Source organism: Microbacterium sp. NPDC056052 (assembly GCF_042266785.1).
In the GTDB taxonomy this organism is placed as follows: Bacteria; Actinomycetota; Actinomycetes; order Actinomycetales; family Microbacteriaceae; genus Microbacterium.
The window spans coordinates 1-20,166 of record NZ_JBHJWV010000009.1 but is presented as its reverse complement, the minus strand read 5'-3'; the positions used below and the strand labels follow the sequence as shown (position 1 = coordinate 20,166).

The window sequence follows — 20,166 nt, the reverse complement described above, 5'->3', positions numbered from 1 at the left end:
GGTCCGGGCACCGTTCCCGTTTCGCGGCAGACTGGACGGATGACCTCCGCGCCCTTCGACCTGCGTGCGATCGGCGCATCGCTGTCCTTCGCCGCAGCCCTCGACGAGGTCACGGCGACGCTCGACGCCGGGACCGCGGCCGTCATCAGCGCTCCGCCCGGCACCGGCAAGACCACGCTGGTCCCTCCCCTGCTGGCCTCCCGCACCGCGGGCCGCGTGATCGTGACCCAGCCGCGCCGCGTCGCGGCCCGCGCGGCCGCACGCCGGCTCGCGCAGCTCGACGGATCCCCGCTCGGAACCAGGGTCGGCTTCACCGTCCGCGGCGAGCGCTCCGTGAGCCGCGACACGCGCGTCGAGTTCGTGACCGCGGGCGTGCTGCTGCGCCGGATGCTCGGCGATCCCGGCCTCGACGGCGTGGACGCCGTCGTCATCGACGAGGTACACGAGCGCGCCCTCGAGACGGACCTCCTGATCGGCCTGCTCGGCGAGGTGCGCGAACTGCGCGACGACCTCGTGGTCGTCGCGATGTCGGCCACGCTCGACGCCGCCCGGATCGCGTCCGTGATCGGCAGCATCGACGCGCCCGCGCCGATCGTCGAACACACCGTCCCCGCGCATCCGCTCACGGAGCGCTGGGCGCCGAGCCCTGTCCCGCGGCTGGACGCGCGGGGTGTCACCCGGGGCTTCCTCGATCACGTGGCACGCACGACGGCGGAGGCCGCACGGGACCTGGTCCGCGACGACCCCTCCGCGGACGTGCTGGTCTTCGCGCCGGGAGCTCGCGAGGTCGCCGAGATCGCCCGCCGCCTCCGCGACAACGGGCCGGCATTCGACATCCGCGAACTGCACGGACAGATCCCGGCGGCGGAGCAGGACGCGGTGATCCGCGGCCGAGGCTCCTCCGAGGCGCCGCGCATCATCGTCACCACATCGCTCGCCGAATCGTCGCTCACCGTGCCGGGCGTGCGCCTCGTGGTCGACAGCAGCCTGTCCCGGTTCCCGCAGCGCGACACGGCGCGCGGCATGAGCGGGCTCGTGACGGCCGCGTCCGCCCGCTCCTCCGCCGTGCAGCGTGCCGGCCGCGCCACCCGCCAGGGGCCCGGCACCGTCATCCGCTGCCTCGACGAGCGGACGTTCGCGGCGGCGCCGGCCCGGCCCGCACCCGAGATCGCGACCGCGGACCTCGCCGATGCCGCGCTGCTGCTGGCGTGCTGGGGCGCGCCCGGCGGAGCGGGGCTGCGGCTGATCGATCCGCTCCCCGCCGATGCCCTCGCCGAGGCGCAGTCCGTGCTGCACGACCTCGGCGCCACGGACCCCGACGGCCACGCCACCGCCGAGGGGCGCGCGCTGGCCCGGATCCCCGTCGACCCGCGCCTGGCCCGCGCCCTGATCGAGGGCAGCGGGCTCGTGGGCGCCCGGCTGGCGGCGGAGGTCGTCGCGCTGCTCGGCGGAGACCTGCGCATCCCGGATGCGGACACCACCGCCGCCATCGTCGCCCTGCGGAACGGCCGGGGTCCCGACGCCCGCCGCTGGGCCCAGGAGGCGGAGCGACTGCGGCGCTTCCTCCCGTCGTCGCCGTCCGCACCCGCCCGGGCCGGGGTCGACGATGCGGGGCTCGTGATCGCCCTCGCCTTCCCCTCACACGTGGCCCGGCGGGTCGAACGCACCGCGGACGGAGCGACGTTCCTGCTGGCATCGGGAACCCGCGCCGGCGTGCGGGGACCGCTCGCCGGCGCCGAATGGCTGGCCGTCGCCGACGTCGCGCGCGCCTCAGGGCGCGTGGCGGACGGATCCGGGGCCGTGATCCGCGCCGCGGCCGCGATCACCGAGGCGCAGGTGGAGCGGGCCGCCGACCACCTGATCACGGACTGCGTGGAGGCGGAGTTCGCCGGCTCCCGCGTCACCGCCCGGCGCGAGCGCAGGGTCGGCGCGATCGTCCGCTCCTCCGCACCGGTCCGGCCGGGCGCCGACGAGGGGCGCGACGCGGTACGCCGCGCCCTGCACGCGCAGGGAATCGAGGTGTTCGCCTGGTCGGAGGCCGCGGATCAGCTGCGCCGCAGGCTCGCCCTGCTGCATCACGCGCTCGGATCGCCCTGGCCCGACATGTCGGACACCGCCCTGACCGCGGCGCTCGATGACTGGCTCGGCCCCGAGATCGACGCGCTCGCGACCGGCACTCCGACGACGAGGATCGACCTCGCTCCGGCGCTGCGCCGGCTGCTGCCCTGGCCCGCCGCAACGGAGTTCGAGGCGCTCGCGCCCGAGCGCCTCGAGGTGCCGAGCGGCTCACGCGTCCGGATCGCTTATCCGGCGCACGACGATCCGGCCGCACGCCCCGTGGTGGCGGTGAAGCTGCAGGAGTGCTTCGGCTGGGCCGAGACGCCGCGCCTGGCCGGAGGGCGCGTCCCCGTGCTCTTCCACCTGCTCTCCCCCGCCGGACGTCCGCTCGCCGTCACCGACGATCTGGCGTCGTTCTGGTCGGGACCCTATGCCCAGGTGCGGGCCGAGATGCGCGGCCGCTATCCGAAGCACCCCTGGCCGGAGGACCCGTGGCGGGCCGCACCGACCCGGCACACCAAGAACCGCGCCGCGCGCGACCAGTCTGCACGGGACTAGGACCTGCGCGCGATCAGGGCGTGCGCCGGCGCAGCGTGAGCGGCGCGAGCACGAGGAACGCCACGGCGAAGCCCGCCACGATCAGCACCGGTCGCCACAGGTCCCCATCGTCGGTGCCGGCCGTCACCGCCTGGATCGCATCGATCGCATGGCTCAGCGGCAGCCAGTCCGAGATCGCGTAGAGCACGTCGGGCATGGTGTCCCGCGGCATGAACAGCCCGCCCAGGATGATCTGCGGGAAGACCAGCACCGGCATGAACTGCACGGCCTGGAACTCGGTCTGCGCGAAGGCGCTCGCGAGCAGGCCGAGCGAGGTGCCCAGCAGCGCGTCCACGACCGCGACGAGCCCGAGCTGCCAGAGCGGACCGTCCACGGTGAGCCCGCAGACGTAGACGGCGAACGCGACCGTGACGACGGCCTGCAGCACCGCCATCAGGCCGAATGCGAGCGCGTAGCCGAGCACGAAGTCAGCCTTGCCGAGCGGGGTGGTCATGAGCCGCTCGAGAGTGCCGGAGCGCCGTTCGCGCAGCGTCGTGATCGAGCTCACCAGGAACATCACGATGAACGGGAACAGGGCGAGGATTGCCCCGCCGAATTTGTCGAACACACCGGTCGCGTCGGTGAACAGCCAGGCGAAGAGACCGACCAGCAGGCTCGGCGCGACCACCATGAGCGCGATCGAGCGCGGGTCGTGCCGCAGCTGGGTGAGCACCCGGCCCGCGGTCGCGAACATCCGGCGCGGGTTCATGATGCCGCCGCCTCGCGCTGCTCCCGGCGCGTCTGCGGACGGCCGCCGGCATCCGCAGCCTCGTCCCGGGCGATGAGCACGAGGAACGCCTGTTCCGGGTCGGTCTTGCCCGTGTCCGCCAGCAGCTCGGCCGGCGTCGTGTCAGACACGATCCGCCCCTCGCGCATCAGCAGGAGCCGGTCGCAGCGCAGGGCCTCGTCCATCACGTGGCTGGAGACGAGCATCGTCGTGCCGGCCTCCGCGATCCGGCGGAACAGATCCCACAGCTCCGACCGCAGCACCGGGTCCAGTCCCACGGTCGGCTCATCGAGCACCACGAGCTCGGGCGATCCCAGCAGCGCGACCCCGAGCGACACCCGGTTCGCCTGCCCGCCGCTGAGCGCGGAGACCCGCTGCCCCGTGAACGGGGTCAGCCCGACCTGCTCCATGACACGGTCGGCGTCGGCGTGGCCGACCCCGAGCACGGCGGCGAAGTAGCGCAGGTTCTGCCGCACCGTGAGATCGGAGTACACCGCGGCGCCCTGCGTGCCGTACGCGACGCGATGGCGCAGGGAGGCGGATCCGGCCTTCTCCCCCAGCACCGTGACCTCGCCGGAGCGGATCCGCTGCACGCCGACGATGGCGCGCATGAGCGTGGTCTTCCCGCAACCGGACGGCCCGAGCAGCCCCGTCACCTCGCCGCGCGGGATCGTCAGCGCGAGACCGTCGAACACGTCGTGCCCGCCGCGCCGCACGTGCAGCCCGTCGATCACCACCGCGTTATTCATCATGTGATGAATTATGGATCCGCGAGTGTCGGGGGTCAAGGTCCATGAGGTCGTTGAGCGCCCTTCGTCTCGCTGCGCTCGCTCAGGGACCGGTCCATGGATCGGTCCCTGAGCTCCTACTCGAAGAGGTAGCGCTGGATCGTGGGCCCGACGCGCGCGACCAGCTCGTCGACCGGCGCATCCGCGATGGGCTGCAGGCGGGCCACGTACCGGGTCACGATCAACCCGGCCATCTGCGACGCCACGAGAGTGGCGCGCAGAGCCGCGTCGGGCGTCTCGAGACGCGTCGTGATCCGCCCGATCAGCTCGCGGGACAGGAAGCCCACGAGCGGCGGCGACATGACCTTGGATCCGAGCGCGACGCGGATCATCGTCACTCCGCGCCGCCGCACGTCGGGGCGCTCGAACGCCTCGAGCACGTACCGCACCACGCGCTGGCCGACCTCGTCGCGGGGTCCCTCCAGGATCGTCGGGACGTCGACGTCCGGCCGCAGCGGGATGCCGATCACCTCCGCGAACAGGTCGGCCTTGGCGCCGAAGTAGTGGTGCACGAGCGCGGAGTCGACGCCCGCGCGCGCGGCGATCGCCCGGATCGTGGCGCCGTCGTAGCCGTTCTCGCCGAACTCGTGCTCCGCGGCGACGACGATCCGCTCCCGGGATCCGGACTCCCCCTTGGGGCGCCCGCGGCGACGCGTGGTGCTCATCTGCTCACCCTACGACGGGTGCCGGCGGCATGTGCCCCGAGCTCAGCACTCGATGACGTTCACCGCGAGGCCGCCCTCGCTCGTCTCCTTGTACTTCGTCGACATGTCCAGGCCGGTCTGTCGCATGGTCTCCACGACGGCGTCGAGCGAGACGTAGTGCTGCCCGTCGCCGCGCAACGCGAGGCGGGCCGCGGTCACGGCCGTGGAAGCGGCGATCGCGTTGCGCTCGATGCACGGGATCTGCACGAGTCCGCCGATCGGGTCGCAGGTGAGGCCGAGGTGGTGCTCCATGGCGATCTCCGCGGCGTTCTCGATCTGCCGGTTCGTGCCGCCCATCACCGCGGTGAGCCCGCCCGCGGCCATCGCGCACGCGGATCCGACCTCGGCCTGGCAGCCGCCCTCGGCGCCCGAGATCGACGCGTTCGCCTTGAACAGGGATCCGAGCGCGGTCGCGGTGAGCAGGAAGCGGCGGATGCCGCGCCGACGGTTGGCCTCGGCGAGCGTGTCCGGGTCTTCGATCGCGCCGACGGCGACGAGCGACGCCTCGGCGCTGAACCCCATCAGCGCGCTGCCGACCAGCTCGCCGTACGGGGTGACCGCATTGCCCGCGCCGAGCCCGGAGTCGGCGAGGAAGCGCCACCAGTACATCGCCACGGCCGGCAGGATCCCGGCGGCGCCGTTGGTGGGGGCGGTGACCACGCGCCCGCCCGCGGCGTTCTCCTCGTTCACCGCGAGCGCGAACGCGCCCAGCCACTCGCCGGGGACGGCGGGATGCCCGTCGGACTCGACCTCGTCCAGCTGCTCGCGGATCGCGCCGGCGCGGCGCTTGACCTTGAGGATGCCGGGCAGCGTGCCCTCGGCGTGCAGGCCCGCGTCGACGCACGCGGCCATCGCGTTCCAGATCGCATCGAGCCCGGCCGCGACGTCCTCTTCGCTCCGCAACGCGGTCTCGTTGCGGCGGGCGAGCTCGGCGATCGTCAGCCCGTTCTCGTCGCACAGCTCGAGCAGGGAGGCGGCATCCGCGTAGGCGAAGGGGAAGGCAGCCTTGTCCAGCGCCCGACCGGGCTCCTCGCCGTCGCGGCGGATGAAACCGCCGCCGATCGAGTAGTACGTCTCCTGCGCGAGGTGGATCCCATCGGCGTCGAGCGCCCGCAGGGTCATCGCGTTGGGATGGCCGGGCAGGCGCGTGCGCGGCTCGAACGTGATGTCGTCCTTCTCGAAGGCCACATCGTGCGTGCCGTTCAGCGCGAGCGCGGATCCGTCGGTCCAGTCGGCCCAGGCGCGGCGCACGTCGGCGGGGTCGCAGGCCTCGGGGGTGAGGCCGCGCAGACCCGCGACGACCGCATCGGGCGTGCCGTGGCCCAGACCGGTCGCACCGAGGGATCCGTAGAGCGAGCACGTGACGCGCGCCACCCGCTCGAGCGTGCCGTTCGCGGCGAGCCGGGCGGCGAAGTCGACGCCGGCGCGCATCGGGCCCACAGTATGGGAGCTCGACGGTCCTACACCGATGGAGAACAGGTCGAAGGCCGAGACGTACGCAGTCACCCCTCCAGCGTAATCCGCCGGGCCGCATCCGGATCCGCGCCGGGCTCCGCGACCGGCAGCGTCACGACGAATGCCGCACCGGGCCCGCGCCCCACGGCGATCGTTCCGCCGTGGGCCTCGACCACGGCGCGGGCGATCGCCATACCGAGGCCGGTGCCGCCGCTCTCGCGCGAACGCGACGTCTCCCCGCGGGCGAAGCGCTCGAACACGGTCTCGCGGACGGCCTCGGGCAGCCCCGGCCCGTCGTCCGAGACGGTGAGGCGCACGGATCCGACTCCCTCGCCCGTACGCACCTCGTCGAGCCGCACGCGCACCGTTGTCCCCTCCGGCGTGTGCACGCGCGCGTTGCCGAGCAAGTTGTCCACCACGCGGCGCAGATCCCCGGCATCGCCGCGGACGAGAGCGGAATCCTCGCCGAGCTCCAGGATCCAGACGTGATCGGGCCCGGCGAGACGCGCGGCGAGCACGGCCTCCGCGAGCAGCAGCCGCAGATCGACCTCGTCCTGGGCGAGGGCCGGCAGGGCGTCGAGGCGCGCGAGCAGGAGCAGCTGATCGATGAGCGCGCCCATCCGCACCCCCTCGATGTCGATGAGCGCGGCATTGCCGCGGATCTCGGGCTCCTCCGCGTCGGCACGATCGGAGAGCTGCGCATAGGCGCGGATCGTGGCGAGCGGGGTGCGCAGCTCGTGGCTGGCGTCGGCGACGAAGCGCCGCATGGTCGATTCGCTGGCCTCGCGCTGGGCGAGGGCGCTCTCGACGTGGTCGAGCATGTCGTTCAGAGCCGCGCCGACCTGGCCGACCTCGGCGGTGGAGGCGATGTCGCGCGCGTCGACCCGCTCGGCGAGCCGCACCTCGCCCCGGCCCAGCGGCACCGAGGTGACGGCCGCCGCGGTGTGCGCGACGCGGCGCAGCGGACGCAGCGCCCGCCCCATCGCCACGGCGGCGGCCGCGATCGCGAGCACGATGCAGGCGAGGCCGACCAGTGCGACCACGAGCGTCAGCCGCCCGGTCACCGCCGTGACGGAATCGAGCGGCAGCGCCGTGACCACGCCCGCACCGCTGGGCGTGGTGCGCCCTGCGACGCGGTAGTCGCCGAGCGCGCCACCGAGGTCGAGTGTGACGGGCGCCGTGCGATCCGCGGATCCGGTGGGAAGGCGCCCGGCGAGGAGCTTCTTCTGCGCGGCGGTGAGATCGTGCCGCGACCCGTCCGAGGCGATCCACCCGCCGATCTCGAACCGTCCGTCGCGGAAGATCGCGGTGATCGTGCCGGCGGACTGGCCGGGAGCACCGACCACGTCATTGCGGCTGGGGCGCGCGGGCGGCGTGGGAGCCGGGGTGGATCCGGGGCCGGTCGGCGACGTCGTGCCCGGCGCCGGTCCGGGGCCCCGCCCACCGGCGATGTCGGCGCCGCGCGCCGCCGCACCGTTCAGGCGCGCGTCGACCTGGCTCAGCATGGAGTCGTGCAGCGAGAGCACCGCGACCACGCCGACGACGATGCTCACGGCCGCCACGAGGGCCGAGGCGATGAGCACCACCTGCAGGCGCAGGCTGCGGGGGCGCCTCATGCGCCTGACTCGGGATCCGCGACGCGCAGCACGTATCCCACCAGCCGCACGGTCTCCAGACTCAGCGCGGCGGACCCCGCGAGTTTGCGGCGCAGGCTCGACACGTACACCTCGACCAGGTTCGACTCGGTGCCGAAGTCGTAGCCCCAGACCGCCTCGAGGATCTGCGCGCGGCGGAGCACCCGCCCGGCGTTGTTGGCGAGCAGGAGCAGCAGCTCGAACTCCGTGGGGGTCAGCTCGAGCGAGGTTCCGCCGAGCTCGGCCGTGGCCTCCGCCTTGTCCACCGCGAGGTCGCCGACGCGCAGCTGCGACTCGGCCGGCCGCGCGATCGCCGCGGCGGTGCGGGCGAGCACCCGCACCCTCGCCTGCAGCTCGGCGATCGCGAAGGGCTTCGTGAGGTAGTCGTCGCCGCCCGCGCGGAGTCCCGCGATGCGGTCGTCGTGACTGTCCAGGGCGGTGAGGAACAGCACCCGGATCTCGGGTCGGATCGCGCGGATCCGCTCGAGGGTGTCGAGCCCGTCGATGTCCGGCATCATGACGTCGAGCACGACCACGTCGGGCTGGAACTCGCGCACGGCGATGAGGGCGCTGCGCCCGCGGTGCTCGACCCGCACCTCCCAGCCGTCGGCCCGGAGCGATCCGCCCACCGCCGCGGCGAGCGCCTGCTCGTCGTCGACCACGAGCGCTCTGGCGGCCGATCCGTCGGCCCGCACGATCGGCGGCAGGCCGAGGGGCAGTGCCGCGACCTGCTGCTGCGGGTCGTCTGTCATGATCGCCCCTCCCCTTTTCGTTTCCCCGGTGCCGCGTGCTCCGCCGGACATGGACCCATCTTCGGCCATCCCGCGGGACTCCGTCCGTGGATCGTCTATGAGTCGCCTAAGGCCTTCGCGAGGCCGGCGATGTCCGCCGGGCCGTATCCGCAGCAGCCGCCGATGTAGCGGGCGCCGGCGGCGGCCCATCCCTCGATCAGGGCGTGGTCGACCGCGTGCGCCCGCGACCAGGTCTTGGTGGCGCTGTCCCAGAGGCCGCCACGGTTCGGGTACGCGACACCGGGAAGTCCTGTGACCTGCGCCGACGTCGTGATCGCACCGAGCACGTCCGCCTGATCCGAGCAGTTGACCCCCGCGGCGATAAGGACAGACGAATCCGCGAGAGCGGCGTAGGCATCGGTGAGCGGCTGACCGGCGCAGGTGACCGTCCCGCGCACCGAGTAGCTGAACCACGCCGGAAGCCCGATGTCGTCGAGCAGGGCGACCAGCACGACCGCCTCCTCGACATCCGGGATCGTCTCCACGGCGAACAGGTCGGGTCCGGCCTCCGCGAGCAGCTCCAGCCGCGGACCGTGGAAGTCCCGCAGCCGGGCCGCGGAGATGCCGTATCCGCCGCGATACTCCGAGCCGTCGCCGAGCACGGCGCCGTACGGGCCGACGGACGCAGCGACCCGCAGCCCGGGTCGGACCGACACGAGTTCGTCGCGCGCATCGCACGCGATCGTCACCCCCCGGCGGATCAGGGCACGGGCCTGGTCGTCACCGAATCCCGCGGCGAGGAACCCGCGCTCGCTGGCCTGATACGTCGCGGTGGTCGCGACATCCGCCCCTGCCTCGAAGAAGTCGCGGTGCGCCCGGGCGATCCGCTCCGGCTCGTCCGCGAGCAGTCGTGCGGTCCACAGTGCACCGTCCACGACGGCCCCCTGCTGCTCCAAGGCCGTCGACAGGCCGCCGTCCAGGATGGTCACGGGCGGCATCCGCTCCGCGCTGCTCGCAGGCACTGCAGTGCTCATCGCGTCATCGCTCCCTCGTCGTCCGGCCGGGATCCGCGCGAGACCGGGTACGGCGGTCGAGTACGCTCATGCCATGCCGACCGCCGAAGATCTCGCCCAGGTCAGGACCAGCATGGGCCGCGGCTTCGACGTCCTCTCCGCACTCGCCGAGCTCCTGCCCGACTCCCCCGCCGGCGCCACGGTCCAGGATGTCGCGCACGCTCTCGGCCGCGAGCGCTCGCAGGTCTCCCGCACGCTGTCCGCGCTCGCGGACCAGCGCCTGGTGGTGCGCGGCGACGATCACCGTTACCGCCTCAGCTGGGGCTGGTACGCGGCGGCGCAGGATCTGACCGGCCGACGGATGCGCACCACGGGGCTCGAGGTGCTCGACGAGCTGGCGTCGTCGGTGGGCGAGGCGTGCTTCCTCGGCATCCTCCAGGGCGACAGCACGCTGACGATCGTGGAGAGCATCCCTACGGGATCGCGCATGATCGGGTCCTGGATCGGGCGCGCCTACCCCGCGTTCTGCAGCGACGCGGGTCAGGCCGTGCTGTGGGACGCGAGCGACGACGAGGTGCGCACGGTGTTCGCCCATACCTCGTTCACCAGCCCCGGTCCGAACGTGCCCGCGTCGGTGGAGGACTTCCTCGGTCGCCTCCGGAAGGCCAGGGAGCGCGGATACGCGATCGTGGATCAGGAGGCCGAGCCCGGCCTCTACTCCGTGTCGGCACCCGTGTGGGACTTCCGGGGCGAGGCTGCGGCCGCCGTCCAGGTCGTCGGCGAGCGAGAGACGCTGCAACCGCGCACGACGGAGCTCGCGGCGGCCTGCGTCGCGGCCGCGGAGGCCCTTTCGGCTGCACTCGGAGCACCCGGCCGACGCCGGGGTGCGCACGGGACTCACTGACCGCTCGCGGATGCGCTGAGCCGGTCGCGGACCTCGCCGAGGGCGGTCAGCGCCGCACGCGTGCGGCGAGAGCTCTGAGGGGCACCGCTGATCGCGATCGACGCCACGATCCCGGAGCGCCCGAACACCGGCAGCGCGAACTCGGCGACGCCTTCCGCGTACTCGTCCACGGCGGAGATCACGCCGGCAGCCCTGTCGCGTTCGAGGAGAGCCTGCACCTCACCGGTCGTCCGTGCCGCCGCAGGGCCCCCGACTCCGACGAACTGCACGTCCTGGAGTAGCTCGGCGAGCTGTTCCGGGGAGTGATCCCAGAGCAGCGCGCGGCCGGCGCCGGTGCCCCAGATCGGGGTGACCGTCCCGTATCGGGTGGACAGGTCCGTGGCGCCGATGCCCGCCTCGGCGCGCAGCACGAGCGCCGCCGCACCATCCGCGGCGCAGACGCGCGCCGTCATGCGCAACGTCGATGCCAGCGTCCGCAGTTCCTGCCGTGCGGCCCTCAGCCAGGGGGCGTCGAGGGCGGCCGCGATACCGAAGTAGGCGTCGCCGGCACGGAGGACCGCATCCTCGTCGCGCTGCAGGAAGCGCAGCGCGCGCAGTTCCTGGGTGAGGCGCGACACGCGGCTGCGTTCGATCCCGGTGGCATCGGCGAGACGGGAGGCGTTGTACCCGGACCGCCCTGCCTGTTCGCGCACGACGACCGACCCGAGCAGCGCGAGGCCCTGCGACAACGACGAGGGAGCCGACATCCTGCCTCCCCGGTTCCTGCGCCATTCTCCGGAGACGGCTGATCCGGATCCGGGTCCGGCCAGCCTATCCGGCACCTTCGCGATCATGATGACACCCACCCCGCTCGTGCGCGCCGAGGGAGGAGGCGACCCCATGCGGTGTACAGATCGGCGGCGATCTGCCCCGATGCCTCCTCGAGGTCCCGCGCCAGGATGGCACCGCCGTCCTGTTCGCCCGCCAGGACGACCTCGTCTCCGATCCGGGCCTCGGGAACAGCGGTGACGTCGAGCACCAGGGAATTCATGGCGAGTCTGTCGACGACGGGGACCCGCTGCCCCCGTACCAGCGTATGAGCGCGCCCGCCGAGCACCCGGTGGAAGCCGTCCGCATACCCGAGCGGCACAACAGCGAGACGTGCCGTGTGAGGGATCCGATGGGCGCGGTCGTAGCCGACCGTGCTGCCGGCGGGGTAGGTGTTGATCGCGGCGATCCGGGACAGCAGTCGCAGCGCGGGACGGAGTCCTGCCACGGGAGCCGCTGTGTCCCCGTACAGCGCCGCCCCCACGCGCACGAGGTCGAATCTCGATGACGCGACCGTGAGCGCCGAAAAGGAGGTCGCGCAGTGCCGCTCGAGGCCGGGCGTCCCGCCGAGCAAGCGGACGGCCTCGGCGGACTGCACACGGAAGACCTCGGCCCCTGCGGCGACGTCCTCTTCGTCCTCACAGGGGAAGTGGGAGCAGACGCCGATCGGGCGCAGACCGGTGAGTCCGCCGATCTCGGCGAGCTCCGCCCTGCCCCGTTCGCCGCCGACGTCGACGCCGTCGCGGCTGAGCCCGGTCGAGTTCAGGGAGACGTGCACCTGGATCCTCCTCCCCGTGGCGCGCGCCGCCGCATCGATCTCACGCGCGTGGGCGATCCCGCCCGCCCACTCCTCGACGCCCGCGGACGCGGCGTCCTCGATCTCATCGCGCAGCGCCGTGCGCAGCCGCATGATGCGACCCCGGAATCCGAGCTCGCGGGCGCGGCTCGCCTCCTCGTTCGCGGTGACGCCGATCGTCGTGACGCCCGCGTTCATGAGGACCGGGAGGACGAGGTCGACGCCATGCCCGTAGGCGTCGGCTTTCACCACGCCGCACAACGGCGTGGTGGGGCCGACGGCCTCCCGGACGACCTCGACGTTGTGCGCGATCGCGTCCACGTCGACCTCGATCCATCCCGGCCCGAGGGTCATCGCCGGTGGCCTGCGACCGGCTCCTCCGCAGCCGGATCCTCACCGACGTCGATCGGCGCCTCCTCGGAGATCACGACGGCCGCCTTCGCTCCGCGGCGCCCGTAACGCCACCAGAAGAACAGGTAGCAGAGGCCGACGAAGGGGATGCCGAAGTACAGGGCCGCGATCTGATTGGGATCGAAGGCTATCGCGATCACCGAGATGAGCAGCAGCACGAAGGCGACGATCGGCAGGACGGGGAAGAGCGGCGTTCGGTAGGGCAGCGTCGACAGATCGCCGCCCCGGCGGAGGAACGCGCGCCGATGGAAGAACTGCGACGCCACGATCGACATCCACACCGCGACGACCGCGAAACCCGCGATCGAGACCAGCGCGAGGTACACGGTCGCCGGTGCGATGACGCTGGACAGCAGCGAGACCAGGCCGAGGGCCATGCTCACGCTCAGCGCCACGATCGGGATCCCGCGACGGGTGAGCCGCGTGAACGACCGCGGGGCGTGCCCCTCCTCCGCCAGCGAGAACAGCATCCGCGCGCACGAGAACAGGCCGCTGTTGCCCGCGGAGAGCAGCGCAGTGATGATGACGAAGTTCATGATGTCCGGCGCGAAAGGCACTCCGGCATACGCGAAGACGTCCACGAAGGGGCTGCTGGTGACGCTCGCCTTGTCGTACGGCAGGATCGCGGCGATGACCGTGATCGACCCCACGAACAGGACCAGCAGACGCAGCACCGTGGACTTCAGCGCCCGCGGGATGTTCTTGCCCGGGTCCTTCGTCTCGCCGGCGGCCACCCCGATCAGCTCGGATCCGCTGAACGCGTAGAAGACCGCGAGCGACGTCATCAGGACTCCGCCTACGCCACCGGGGAAGAGCCCGTGCGGGGTCGCGAAGTTGCTGAACAGCACGGCGCCGGGGTGCGTGTCCGAAAGCGGGGTGAAGCCGAAGATCGCCGCCCCGCCGAGCACGATCAGCGCGACGATCGCGACGACCTTGATGAGCGAGAACCAGAACTCGGTCTCGCCGAACACGCGCGCGGAGATCGCGTTGATGGAGAACAGCACGGCGGCGAAGACGAGGCACCAGCCCCAGACCTGCACGCCGGGGAACCAGCGCTGCATGAGTATCCCGGCGGCGGTGAACTCGGATCCGAGCGCCACCACCCAGCACAGCCAGTACAGCCAGGCCGTGGTGAAGCCCGTGGCGGGGCCGATGGAACGCGCGGCGTAGATGTGGAACGCGCCGGAGACCGGGTACGCGGTCGCGAGCTCGCCGAGGCACGCCATCACCAGGTAGACCACGAGCGCGCCGATGAGGTACGCGATGATGGCGCCGAGCGGGCCTGCCTGGCTGATCGTGTATCCGGAGCTGAGGAACAGCCCGGATCCGATCACGCCGCCCAGGGCGATCATGATCAGGTGTCGCGCGTCCATGGAGCGCTGCAGCCGGCGCAGCGGTACCTGGGTGGCGGTGGTGTGGGGCAGGGCGTTGGGCAGCGCCTTCTCCCCGGGAAGTGGGCTCATGATGTCTCGCATTCGAAGGGTGTGAGGGGTGAGACGAACATCTGCGTGCTATATCACCACATCAATGTGCCGATGTCGCACGCAGTGTTTCCGGACATTACCGCGAGGAGTCCGCGGGCACAACCGTTCGCGGAGCCCGCCCGCCCCTGATCCCCGCTTCGGGCGAAACGTCATCGCGGCGGGCACAACGGCAGTGCGCTCGGACGATCGGGCAGGCGCGCACCGACACCCCGCCCGCTCAGGATGGATCGCGACCTGCCCACCCCCTCCGAGCATCGAAGGAGCACGACGTGAATCGTCATGACCTCGCCCTCATCGGCTTCGGCGGCGTGAACCGCGCCCTCGCCGAGATCATCCACGCTCGCGGAGAGGAGCTCGCCGACGAGCTCGGCTTCGCGCTGCGCGTCGTCGCGATCACCGACCTGCGCCTCGGCTCGCTCATGCAGTCCGACGGCATCGACCTCGGCGCCGTGTTCCGGATGGCCGATGACGCGACCTTCGCGGGCCTCCCGGGAGGCGTCGCCGTGCCGCAGAACGACTACGTGATCCGCAGCACCACGGCCGACATCGTCGTGGAGGCGACGTTCACCAACCCGATGGACGGCGAGCCGGCGGTGTCGCACGTGCGCGCAGCCCTGGAGAGCGGCAAGAGCGTCACGACGACCAACAAGGGCCCGGTCGCGCTCGCCGGCACCGAGCTCAACCGCATCGCGGACGCACGGGGCGTGCGCTTCGAGTACGAGGGCTCCGTGATGAGCGGCACGCCTGTGCTGCGGTTCGCGTCCGACGCTCTGCCTGGCCTTCGGATCTCGGCCGTGCAGGGGATCCTGAACGGCACGAGCAACTACGTGCTGGGGCAGATGGAGACCGGCATGACGCTCGCGGATGCCGTGGCGGGGGCACAGGCGCTCGGATACGCGGAGGCGGATCCGACGGCCGACATCGAAGGATCCGACGTGCAGCTGAAGGTCGTGATCCTCACCAACGAGCTCCTCGGCGCGAACATCACGACGGCCGACGTCGAGCGGCGCGGGATCTCCGGCATCACCCAGGAGGACATCGTCGCAGCGGCCGCCGAAGGCAAGCGCTGGAAGCTGATCGGCACCGCGCGGCGCGACGAAGCGGGAGGAGTGGTCGCGACGGTGGAGCCCGTGGCGCTGCCCTCGACGCATCCGCTGGCCGGCGTCTCGGGACCGATGAACGCCGTGTCCTTCGACACGGATCTGCTCGGCACCGTGACCGTCTCGGGGCCCGGCGCCGGTCGCATGGAGACCGCATACGCGCTCCTCTCGGACATCATCGCGATCGACGCGCACCAGCGCGCCCTCGCCGAGGCGACCCGATGAGCGCGCCCGCCATCGCGGTACCGCACGACGTGACGGAACCGGCGGCGCTGGCCGTGCACAGCCCGTTCGACGGCAGGGCGATCGGATCCGTCCGGCAGAGCGCGCCCGGCGACGTGGCAGGGATCCTGCAGCGGGCGCGCACCGGCTTCGCGGTCTCGCGCACGCTGTCCCGCTTCGCCCGGCACGAGATCCTGGACCGTGCCGCGGGTCTGCTCCGCGAACGGGCGGACGAGGCGGCCTCGCTCATCGTGGGCGAGGCCGGCAAGACCATCCGGCAGGCGCGCAAGGAGGTGCGCCGCGCGGTGACGACGCTGTCCCTCTCCGCCGAGACGGCGCGATCGCACGCGGGCGAGGTGATCCCGTTCGACGCCTTCGAGGGATCCGAGAAGCGCCGCGGCTGGTTCACCAGGGAGCCGCTCGGCATCATCGTCGCGATCACGCCCTACAACGACCCGCTCAACCTCGTCGCGCACAAGCTCGGCCCGGCGGTCGCCGCGGGGGACGCCGTCATCCTCAAGCCCTCCCCGTTCGCCCCGCTCACCGCGGAGTTCCTCGTCGCCCTGCTCGTCGAAGCCGGCCTCCCGACAGAGGTCATCACGACGGTCCACGGCGACCCTGCGGTCGCGCAGGCGCTCGTGGCCGCGCACGACGTCCGGCTGATCTCGTTCACCGGCGGGTTCGCGACCGGCGAGGCCATCGCGCGCAGCGCAGGGCTGAAGCGGCTCGCGATGGAGCTCGGCGGCAACGCCCCCGTCCTGGTGTTCGCGGACGCCGACATCCCTGCGGCGGTCGAGGCCTGCGTCTCGGGCGCGTTCTGGGCCGCGGGCCAGAACTGCGTGGGAGCGCAGCGGATCCTGGTGCAGCGCGAGGTGCACGAGCGCTTTCGCGACGCCTTCGTCGCCCGCACGAGGGAGCTCGTCGCCGGCGATCCGACGGACGAGCGCACGGATGTCGGCCCGATGATCACGGCCGAGGCCGCCGAGCGCGCGCAGCGCCTCGTCGACGAGGCGGTCTCCGTCGGAGCCCGCGTGCTCGCCGGGCACCGCCGCGAGGGCTCGGTGTACTGGCCGACCGTCCTCGACGCCGTCCCGTACTCCTGCGCGCTGTGGCAGGACGAGGCCTTCGCCCCCGTCGTGGCGCTCGCGCCCTTCGACACGGAGGAGGAGGCGATCGCCCTGGCGAACGAGACCGACTACGCCCTGCACGCCGGGGTCTTCACGGCGGATCTCACCCGGGCGCTGAGGGTCTCCGAGCAGATCGAGGCGGGTGGCGTGATGATCAACGACTCCTCGGACTACCGGGTCGACAGCATGCCGTTCGGGGGCGCGAAGCACGGCAGCATGGGCCGCGAAGGCGTGCGGTTCGCCTATGAGGAGCTGACCCAGCCCAAGGTGGTGTCCATCAGCACCTGACCCGCGATCGGCGCCGGCGGGACCCGGCGCCGATCAGGTCCTGTCGATGACACGCGTGAGCGAGAGCGACGTGACCGTGTTCTCGACTCCGGGCAGGGCGGCGATCATCTCCCAGATCTCCCCGATCCGGTCCATGGTGTCCGCCCGCACGGTGACGAAGAGGTCGAACTCCCCCGAGAGGATGTCGCAGCGCACCACCTCCGGGATCCGCTCGAGCGCCGTCACGACATGCGCACCGCGCATGCGATCCGCACGATAGACCATCACGATCGCGGTCACTCGCCGCGCCGCCGCGGCACCGCGCACCACGGTGTACCCCGCGATCACGCCGTCGCGCTCCATGCGCTCGATCCGTTGCTTGACCGCGTTGCGCGACAGATGCACCCGGGCCGCGAGCTCCACGAGGGCGACGCGGGCGTCCGCCGTCAGCTCGGCCAGGATGCGGTGATCCGTCCCATCCACGCTTCACCTACTTCATTCATGTGCAATATAGACAATTGCAGATGCTGATATCACACGTTAGCGTAATGCCGATGCGATGACCACGATCATCGCCCAGACCCAGGAGGACCCCATGACGGATCGTCCAGACCGCACCCGCCCCGCAACCCTGTCCGACGCGAGCCTCGCCGTCCACGCTGGCGTCCACATCGACTCGACCAAGGCCCTGCGAACGCCGCTCGTGATGGCCAACTCCTACCTCCTGCCGGAGGATCCGAGCGACATCAGCTGGTCGGCGACCGCTCCCGGTCTTTACACGCGCAACACGGGCGTCAACCAGCAGGCGCTGCAGGACAAGCTCGCCGCGCTCGAGGGCGGCGAGGACGCCGTCGCGCTCGCGTCGGGGGTCGCGGCACTGCACGCCGTGTTCTTCACGCACGTCCGCGTGGGCGACCACGTGGTCGTGAGCGACGTGACCTACGAGGCGACCTGGCGGCTGTGGACCGAGCTGCTGCCGCAGCGGTACGGCATCGAGGCGACCTTCGTCGACATCACCGACCACGACGCCGTGCGGGCGGCGATGCGGCCGAACACCCGCCTGGTGTGCGTGGAGGCGATGGCGAACCCGACCACGCAGGTGGCCGACGTCGCGGCGATCGCCGACATCGTGCACGATGCGGGCGCGATCCTCATGGTCGACTCCACCTACACGCCCCCGCCCTTCTACCGCCCGCTCCGCGACGGCGCCGACCTGGTGGTGCACTCCCTGACCAAGTTCATCAACGGACACGGCGACGCCATGGGCGGAGCCGTCATCGGCCGGCACGAGCTGATCGAGCCCATCAAGGCGGACGCGATGGTCGACGTCGGCGGGATCATCTCGCCGTTCAACGCCTGGCAGATCCAGCGCGGATCCGTCACCCTGCCGCTGCGGATGCGTCAGCACCTCGCCTCCGCGCAGGCGATCGCCGAACTGCTCGACGACGACCCGCGCGTCGCCTACGTCTACTACCCGGGGCTCCCCTCGCATCCGCAGCACGAGCTCGCGGCCCGGCAGTTCGACGGCGCGTTCGGCGGGATGATCGCCTTCGCGGTCGACGGCGACCCCGACACGCAGAACCGCTTCGTCGCGAACCTGCGTCTGATCACCTCGGGCTTCTCGCTCGGCCACGACGACTCCCTCATCGTGCACACGGGGACCGAGGGCGGGCGCGTGTCCACGTACCCCGAGCCCTTCCGCAGGCTGGGCCACCTGCGCCTGTCGGTCGGGCTGGAGGACACGGACGACCTGCTCGCGGATCTGCGCGCGGCGCTCGACGCCACCTTCTGCTGAGATCACGGCCGCCGCCGATTCGGCAATCCTACGGATAGCGGCGGCCGTGGCCCGGGCCCAGGCTGTTGCGCATGACCGATCGCCCCCGCATCCTGCTCGTCCACGGCGCCTGGGTGGGCGCCTGGGAATTCGCCGACGCCGTGGCCCTGCTGCGTGAGCGGGGCTGGGAGGTGGAGGCCCTCGAGCTGCCCTCGACCGGGTCGACCGCCGGCCTGGACGCCGACGCGGCCGCGGTCACCGCCGCGCTCGACGCGATGACACGATCCGTGATCCTCGTCGGCCACTCGTACGGAGGCGTGCCGATCACGCAGGCGGGCCATCATCCCGCGGTGCAGCACCTCGTCTACGTGGCCGCCTTCGCCCTCGGCGGCGCGCTCCCCGAACTCTGGCACGTCGACGGCGGACAGGTCTCCCTGGGACCGGACCGCGCGGCGCGCATCGCGATGGTGAGCGCCGACTTCCCACCGGGAACCCCGCGCGAGGCCGCAGAGCAGCTGGCCGACCTGTTCCGCCCGCAGTCGCTCGCCTCGCTCCAGGACGAGGTCGGCAGCGTCGCGTGGCGACACAAGCCGGCGACCTACATCCTCACCGAGAAGGACGTGCTCGTCCCGCCGCCCTTCCAGGAGCTGCTCGCGACCCGCGCCGGAGCCGAGATCGTGCGCGTACCGACCGGACATGCGCCCTTCCAGGAGGATCCGGCGGGTTTCGTCGCGGTGATCGAGGCTGTGGCTGCGGCTCTGGAGCCTTGACAGGAGAACTTCGCGGCCGAGAAAGAGCACCAAGCAGCACCGAAGGAGCATCATGAGCGACCAGCGCAGCGCCCGCAAGCCTGCGGCCTCCGGCGAGGCACAGTCGGACCGTAGCGACGCACAGGATGGTGCGTGACGCTACCCCCTGACCGCCCGTGGACCGCCCGCGCTATCTCCGGGCTCAGCCTGCCCACAAGCGGACAGCGGGACCCCAACCGCCCGCCCCCACACAAGCCGCACCATCACCTCACAGAAGGACGGTGCGGCTTCGTATGTGCGGCATGTGCACGGCCTCGTAAGCGGACCCCACTGGTCCCTGCTGTCCTCGTTCGGCTTGATGATGAACGCTCCATCGCGGCGTAGCCTGATGAGTCGGCACGCTTTGTCAGCGGGCGGCTATCGCCCCTCTTCCGCCAAACTGATCCCATGCAGAACAAGAACCCTCGACGCTGGTGGTGGACCACCATTTTCCTCAGTGCCGTGGTGATCGGAATCTGCGCGATCGTGATCGCGCTCTGGCTCCTTCCGGCCCTGATTGTCGACATGGATTCGCAGGATGGGGAACCGCTCGAGACTGCGGCGCGACAGGCTGCGATCGCGGCGGTGCGACAAGTGATCCTGTTCTGCGCCGGTGGGCTGATCGCGATCGTGACGCTCATCTTCACCTGGCGCCGCGACCAGATCACGCGCGCGAGCGCCGACCTAGCTGTACTGACCTCGACCGTTGTTGATGCGGTCGATCGGGGTCTTGCCTCCGATGCCGAGGTGGGCTCGTTCTAGGTTGTAGTAGTCGAGCC

Annotated in this window: 18 protein-coding genes; 7 read left to right on the top strand and 11 right to left on the bottom strand. The window is 71.9% G+C overall.

The annotated features are described in order from the left end of the window. Positions 1-39: 39 nt before the first annotated feature. Positions 40-2,616, top strand: coding sequence for an ATP-dependent helicase HrpB (gene hrpB, locus ACFC1J_RS16480; RefSeq protein WP_375908445.1), 2,577 nt, complete (start codon positions 40-42; stop codon positions 2,614-2,616). A gap of 13 nt (positions 2,617-2,629) precedes the next feature. Here the strand turns inward: hrpB and ACFC1J_RS16475 are convergent, their stop codons facing one another. The 7 genes from ACFC1J_RS16475 to mmuM form a co-directional block, all read right to left on the bottom strand. Then, positions 2,630-3,364 carry an ABC transporter permease gene (locus ACFC1J_RS16475; protein ID WP_375908443.1) on the bottom strand — a complete coding sequence of 245 codons (735 nt, stop codon included), beginning with the start codon at positions 3,362-3,364 and terminating at the stop codon, positions 2,630-2,632. Continuing rightward, positions 3,361-4,134 (bottom strand): ABC transporter ATP-binding protein, encoded by a 774-nt coding sequence (locus ACFC1J_RS16470; RefSeq protein ID WP_375908440.1) that lies wholly within the window; start codon positions 4,132-4,134, stop codon positions 3,361-3,363. Before ACFC1J_RS16470 ends, ACFC1J_RS16475 begins: the two co-directional genes overlap by 4 nt. Before the next feature lie 113 nt (positions 4,135-4,247). Beyond that, complete coding sequence (locus tag ACFC1J_RS16465; RefSeq protein WP_375908437.1) at positions 4,248-4,835, bottom strand: TetR family transcriptional regulator; 588 nt, start codon at positions 4,833-4,835, stop codon at positions 4,248-4,250. A gap of 42 nt (positions 4,836-4,877) precedes the next feature. After that, positions 4,878-6,380, bottom strand: a complete 1,503-nt coding sequence (locus ACFC1J_RS16460) for an L-serine ammonia-lyase, iron-sulfur-dependent, subunit alpha (RefSeq protein WP_375908434.1) — start codon at positions 6,378-6,380, stop codon at positions 4,878-4,880. Continuing rightward, positions 6,377-7,945, bottom strand: a complete 1,569-nt coding sequence (locus ACFC1J_RS16455) for a sensor histidine kinase (RefSeq protein ID WP_375908431.1) — start codon at positions 7,943-7,945, stop codon at positions 6,377-6,379. Before ACFC1J_RS16455 ends, ACFC1J_RS16460 begins: the two co-directional genes overlap by 4 nt. After that, positions 7,942-8,715 (bottom strand): response regulator transcription factor, encoded by a 774-nt coding sequence (locus ACFC1J_RS16450; protein ID WP_375908428.1) that lies wholly within the window; start codon positions 8,713-8,715, stop codon positions 7,942-7,944. Before ACFC1J_RS16450 ends, ACFC1J_RS16455 begins: the two co-directional genes overlap by 4 nt. Positions 8,716-8,810: 95 nt before the next feature. Then, positions 8,811-9,728: a homocysteine S-methyltransferase gene (gene mmuM, locus ACFC1J_RS16445; RefSeq protein WP_375908426.1), complete on the bottom strand. Its 918-nt coding sequence runs from the start codon at positions 9,726-9,728 to the stop codon at positions 8,811-8,813. Positions 9,729-9,801: 73 nt separating this feature from the next. Here mmuM and ACFC1J_RS16440 point away from each other — a divergent pair, with 73 nt between their 5' ends. Next, on the top strand, positions 9,802-10,611 hold the full coding sequence (locus tag ACFC1J_RS16440) for an IclR family transcriptional regulator (RefSeq protein ID WP_375908423.1): 810 nt from the start codon (positions 9,802-9,804) through the stop codon (positions 10,609-10,611). On the opposite strand, the gene ACFC1J_RS16435 is transcribed toward ACFC1J_RS16440, so the two are convergent. The 3 genes from ACFC1J_RS16435 to ACFC1J_RS16425 form a co-directional block, all read right to left on the bottom strand. Continuing rightward, positions 10,605-11,357, bottom strand: coding sequence for an IclR family transcriptional regulator C-terminal domain-containing protein (locus ACFC1J_RS16435; RefSeq protein ID WP_375908420.1), 753 nt, complete (start codon positions 11,355-11,357; stop codon positions 10,605-10,607). The two genes, ACFC1J_RS16440 and ACFC1J_RS16435, sit on opposite strands and share 7 nt — an antisense overlap. A gap of 83 nt (positions 11,358-11,440) precedes the next feature. Further along, complete coding sequence (gene alr / locus ACFC1J_RS16430; RefSeq protein WP_375908417.1) at positions 11,441-12,568, bottom strand: alanine racemase; 1,128 nt, start codon at positions 12,566-12,568, stop codon at positions 11,441-11,443. Further along, on the bottom strand, positions 12,565-14,088 hold the full coding sequence (locus ACFC1J_RS16425; protein ID WP_375908414.1) for an amino acid permease: 1,524 nt from the start codon (positions 14,086-14,088) through the stop codon (positions 12,565-12,567). Before ACFC1J_RS16425 ends, alr begins: the two co-directional genes overlap by 4 nt. 290 nt (positions 14,089-14,378) lie before the next feature. Between ACFC1J_RS16425 and ACFC1J_RS16420 the strand changes: the two genes are divergently transcribed. Both ACFC1J_RS16420 and ACFC1J_RS16415 read left to right on the top strand, forming a co-directional pair. Then, entirely contained in the window at positions 14,379-15,434 is a 1,056-nt protein-coding gene (locus ACFC1J_RS16420; protein WP_375908411.1) for a homoserine dehydrogenase, read from the top strand. Next, positions 15,431-16,846 (top strand): aldehyde dehydrogenase family protein, encoded by a 1,416-nt coding sequence (locus ACFC1J_RS16415; protein ID WP_375908409.1) that lies wholly within the window; start codon positions 15,431-15,433, stop codon positions 16,844-16,846. Before ACFC1J_RS16420 ends, ACFC1J_RS16415 begins: the two co-directional genes overlap by 4 nt. A gap of 33 nt (positions 16,847-16,879) precedes the next feature. On the opposite strand, the gene ACFC1J_RS16410 is transcribed toward ACFC1J_RS16415, so the two are convergent. Continuing rightward, a complete protein-coding gene (locus tag ACFC1J_RS16410; protein ID WP_375908406.1) occupies positions 16,880-17,308 on the bottom strand; it encodes an Lrp/AsnC family transcriptional regulator in 429 nt (142 codons plus the stop codon). A gap of 76 nt (positions 17,309-17,384) precedes the next feature. On the opposite strand from ACFC1J_RS16410, the gene ACFC1J_RS16405 reads away from it, so the two are divergent. From ACFC1J_RS16405 to ACFC1J_RS16395, 3 genes are all read left to right on the top strand, one after another. Then, a complete protein-coding gene (locus ACFC1J_RS16405) occupies positions 17,385-18,620 on the top strand; it encodes a trans-sulfuration enzyme family protein (RefSeq protein WP_375908403.1) in 1,236 nt (411 codons plus the stop codon). A 71-nt stretch (positions 18,621-18,691) separates the two neighbouring features. Continuing rightward, a complete protein-coding gene (locus ACFC1J_RS16400; protein WP_375908401.1) occupies positions 18,692-19,369 on the top strand; it encodes an alpha/beta hydrolase in 678 nt (225 codons plus the stop codon). A 426-nt stretch (positions 19,370-19,795) separates the two neighbouring features. Beyond that, complete coding sequence (locus ACFC1J_RS16395) at positions 19,796-20,149, top strand: hypothetical protein (protein ID WP_375908398.1); 354 nt, start codon at positions 19,796-19,798, stop codon at positions 20,147-20,149. Positions 20,150-20,166: the final 17 nt, after the last annotated feature.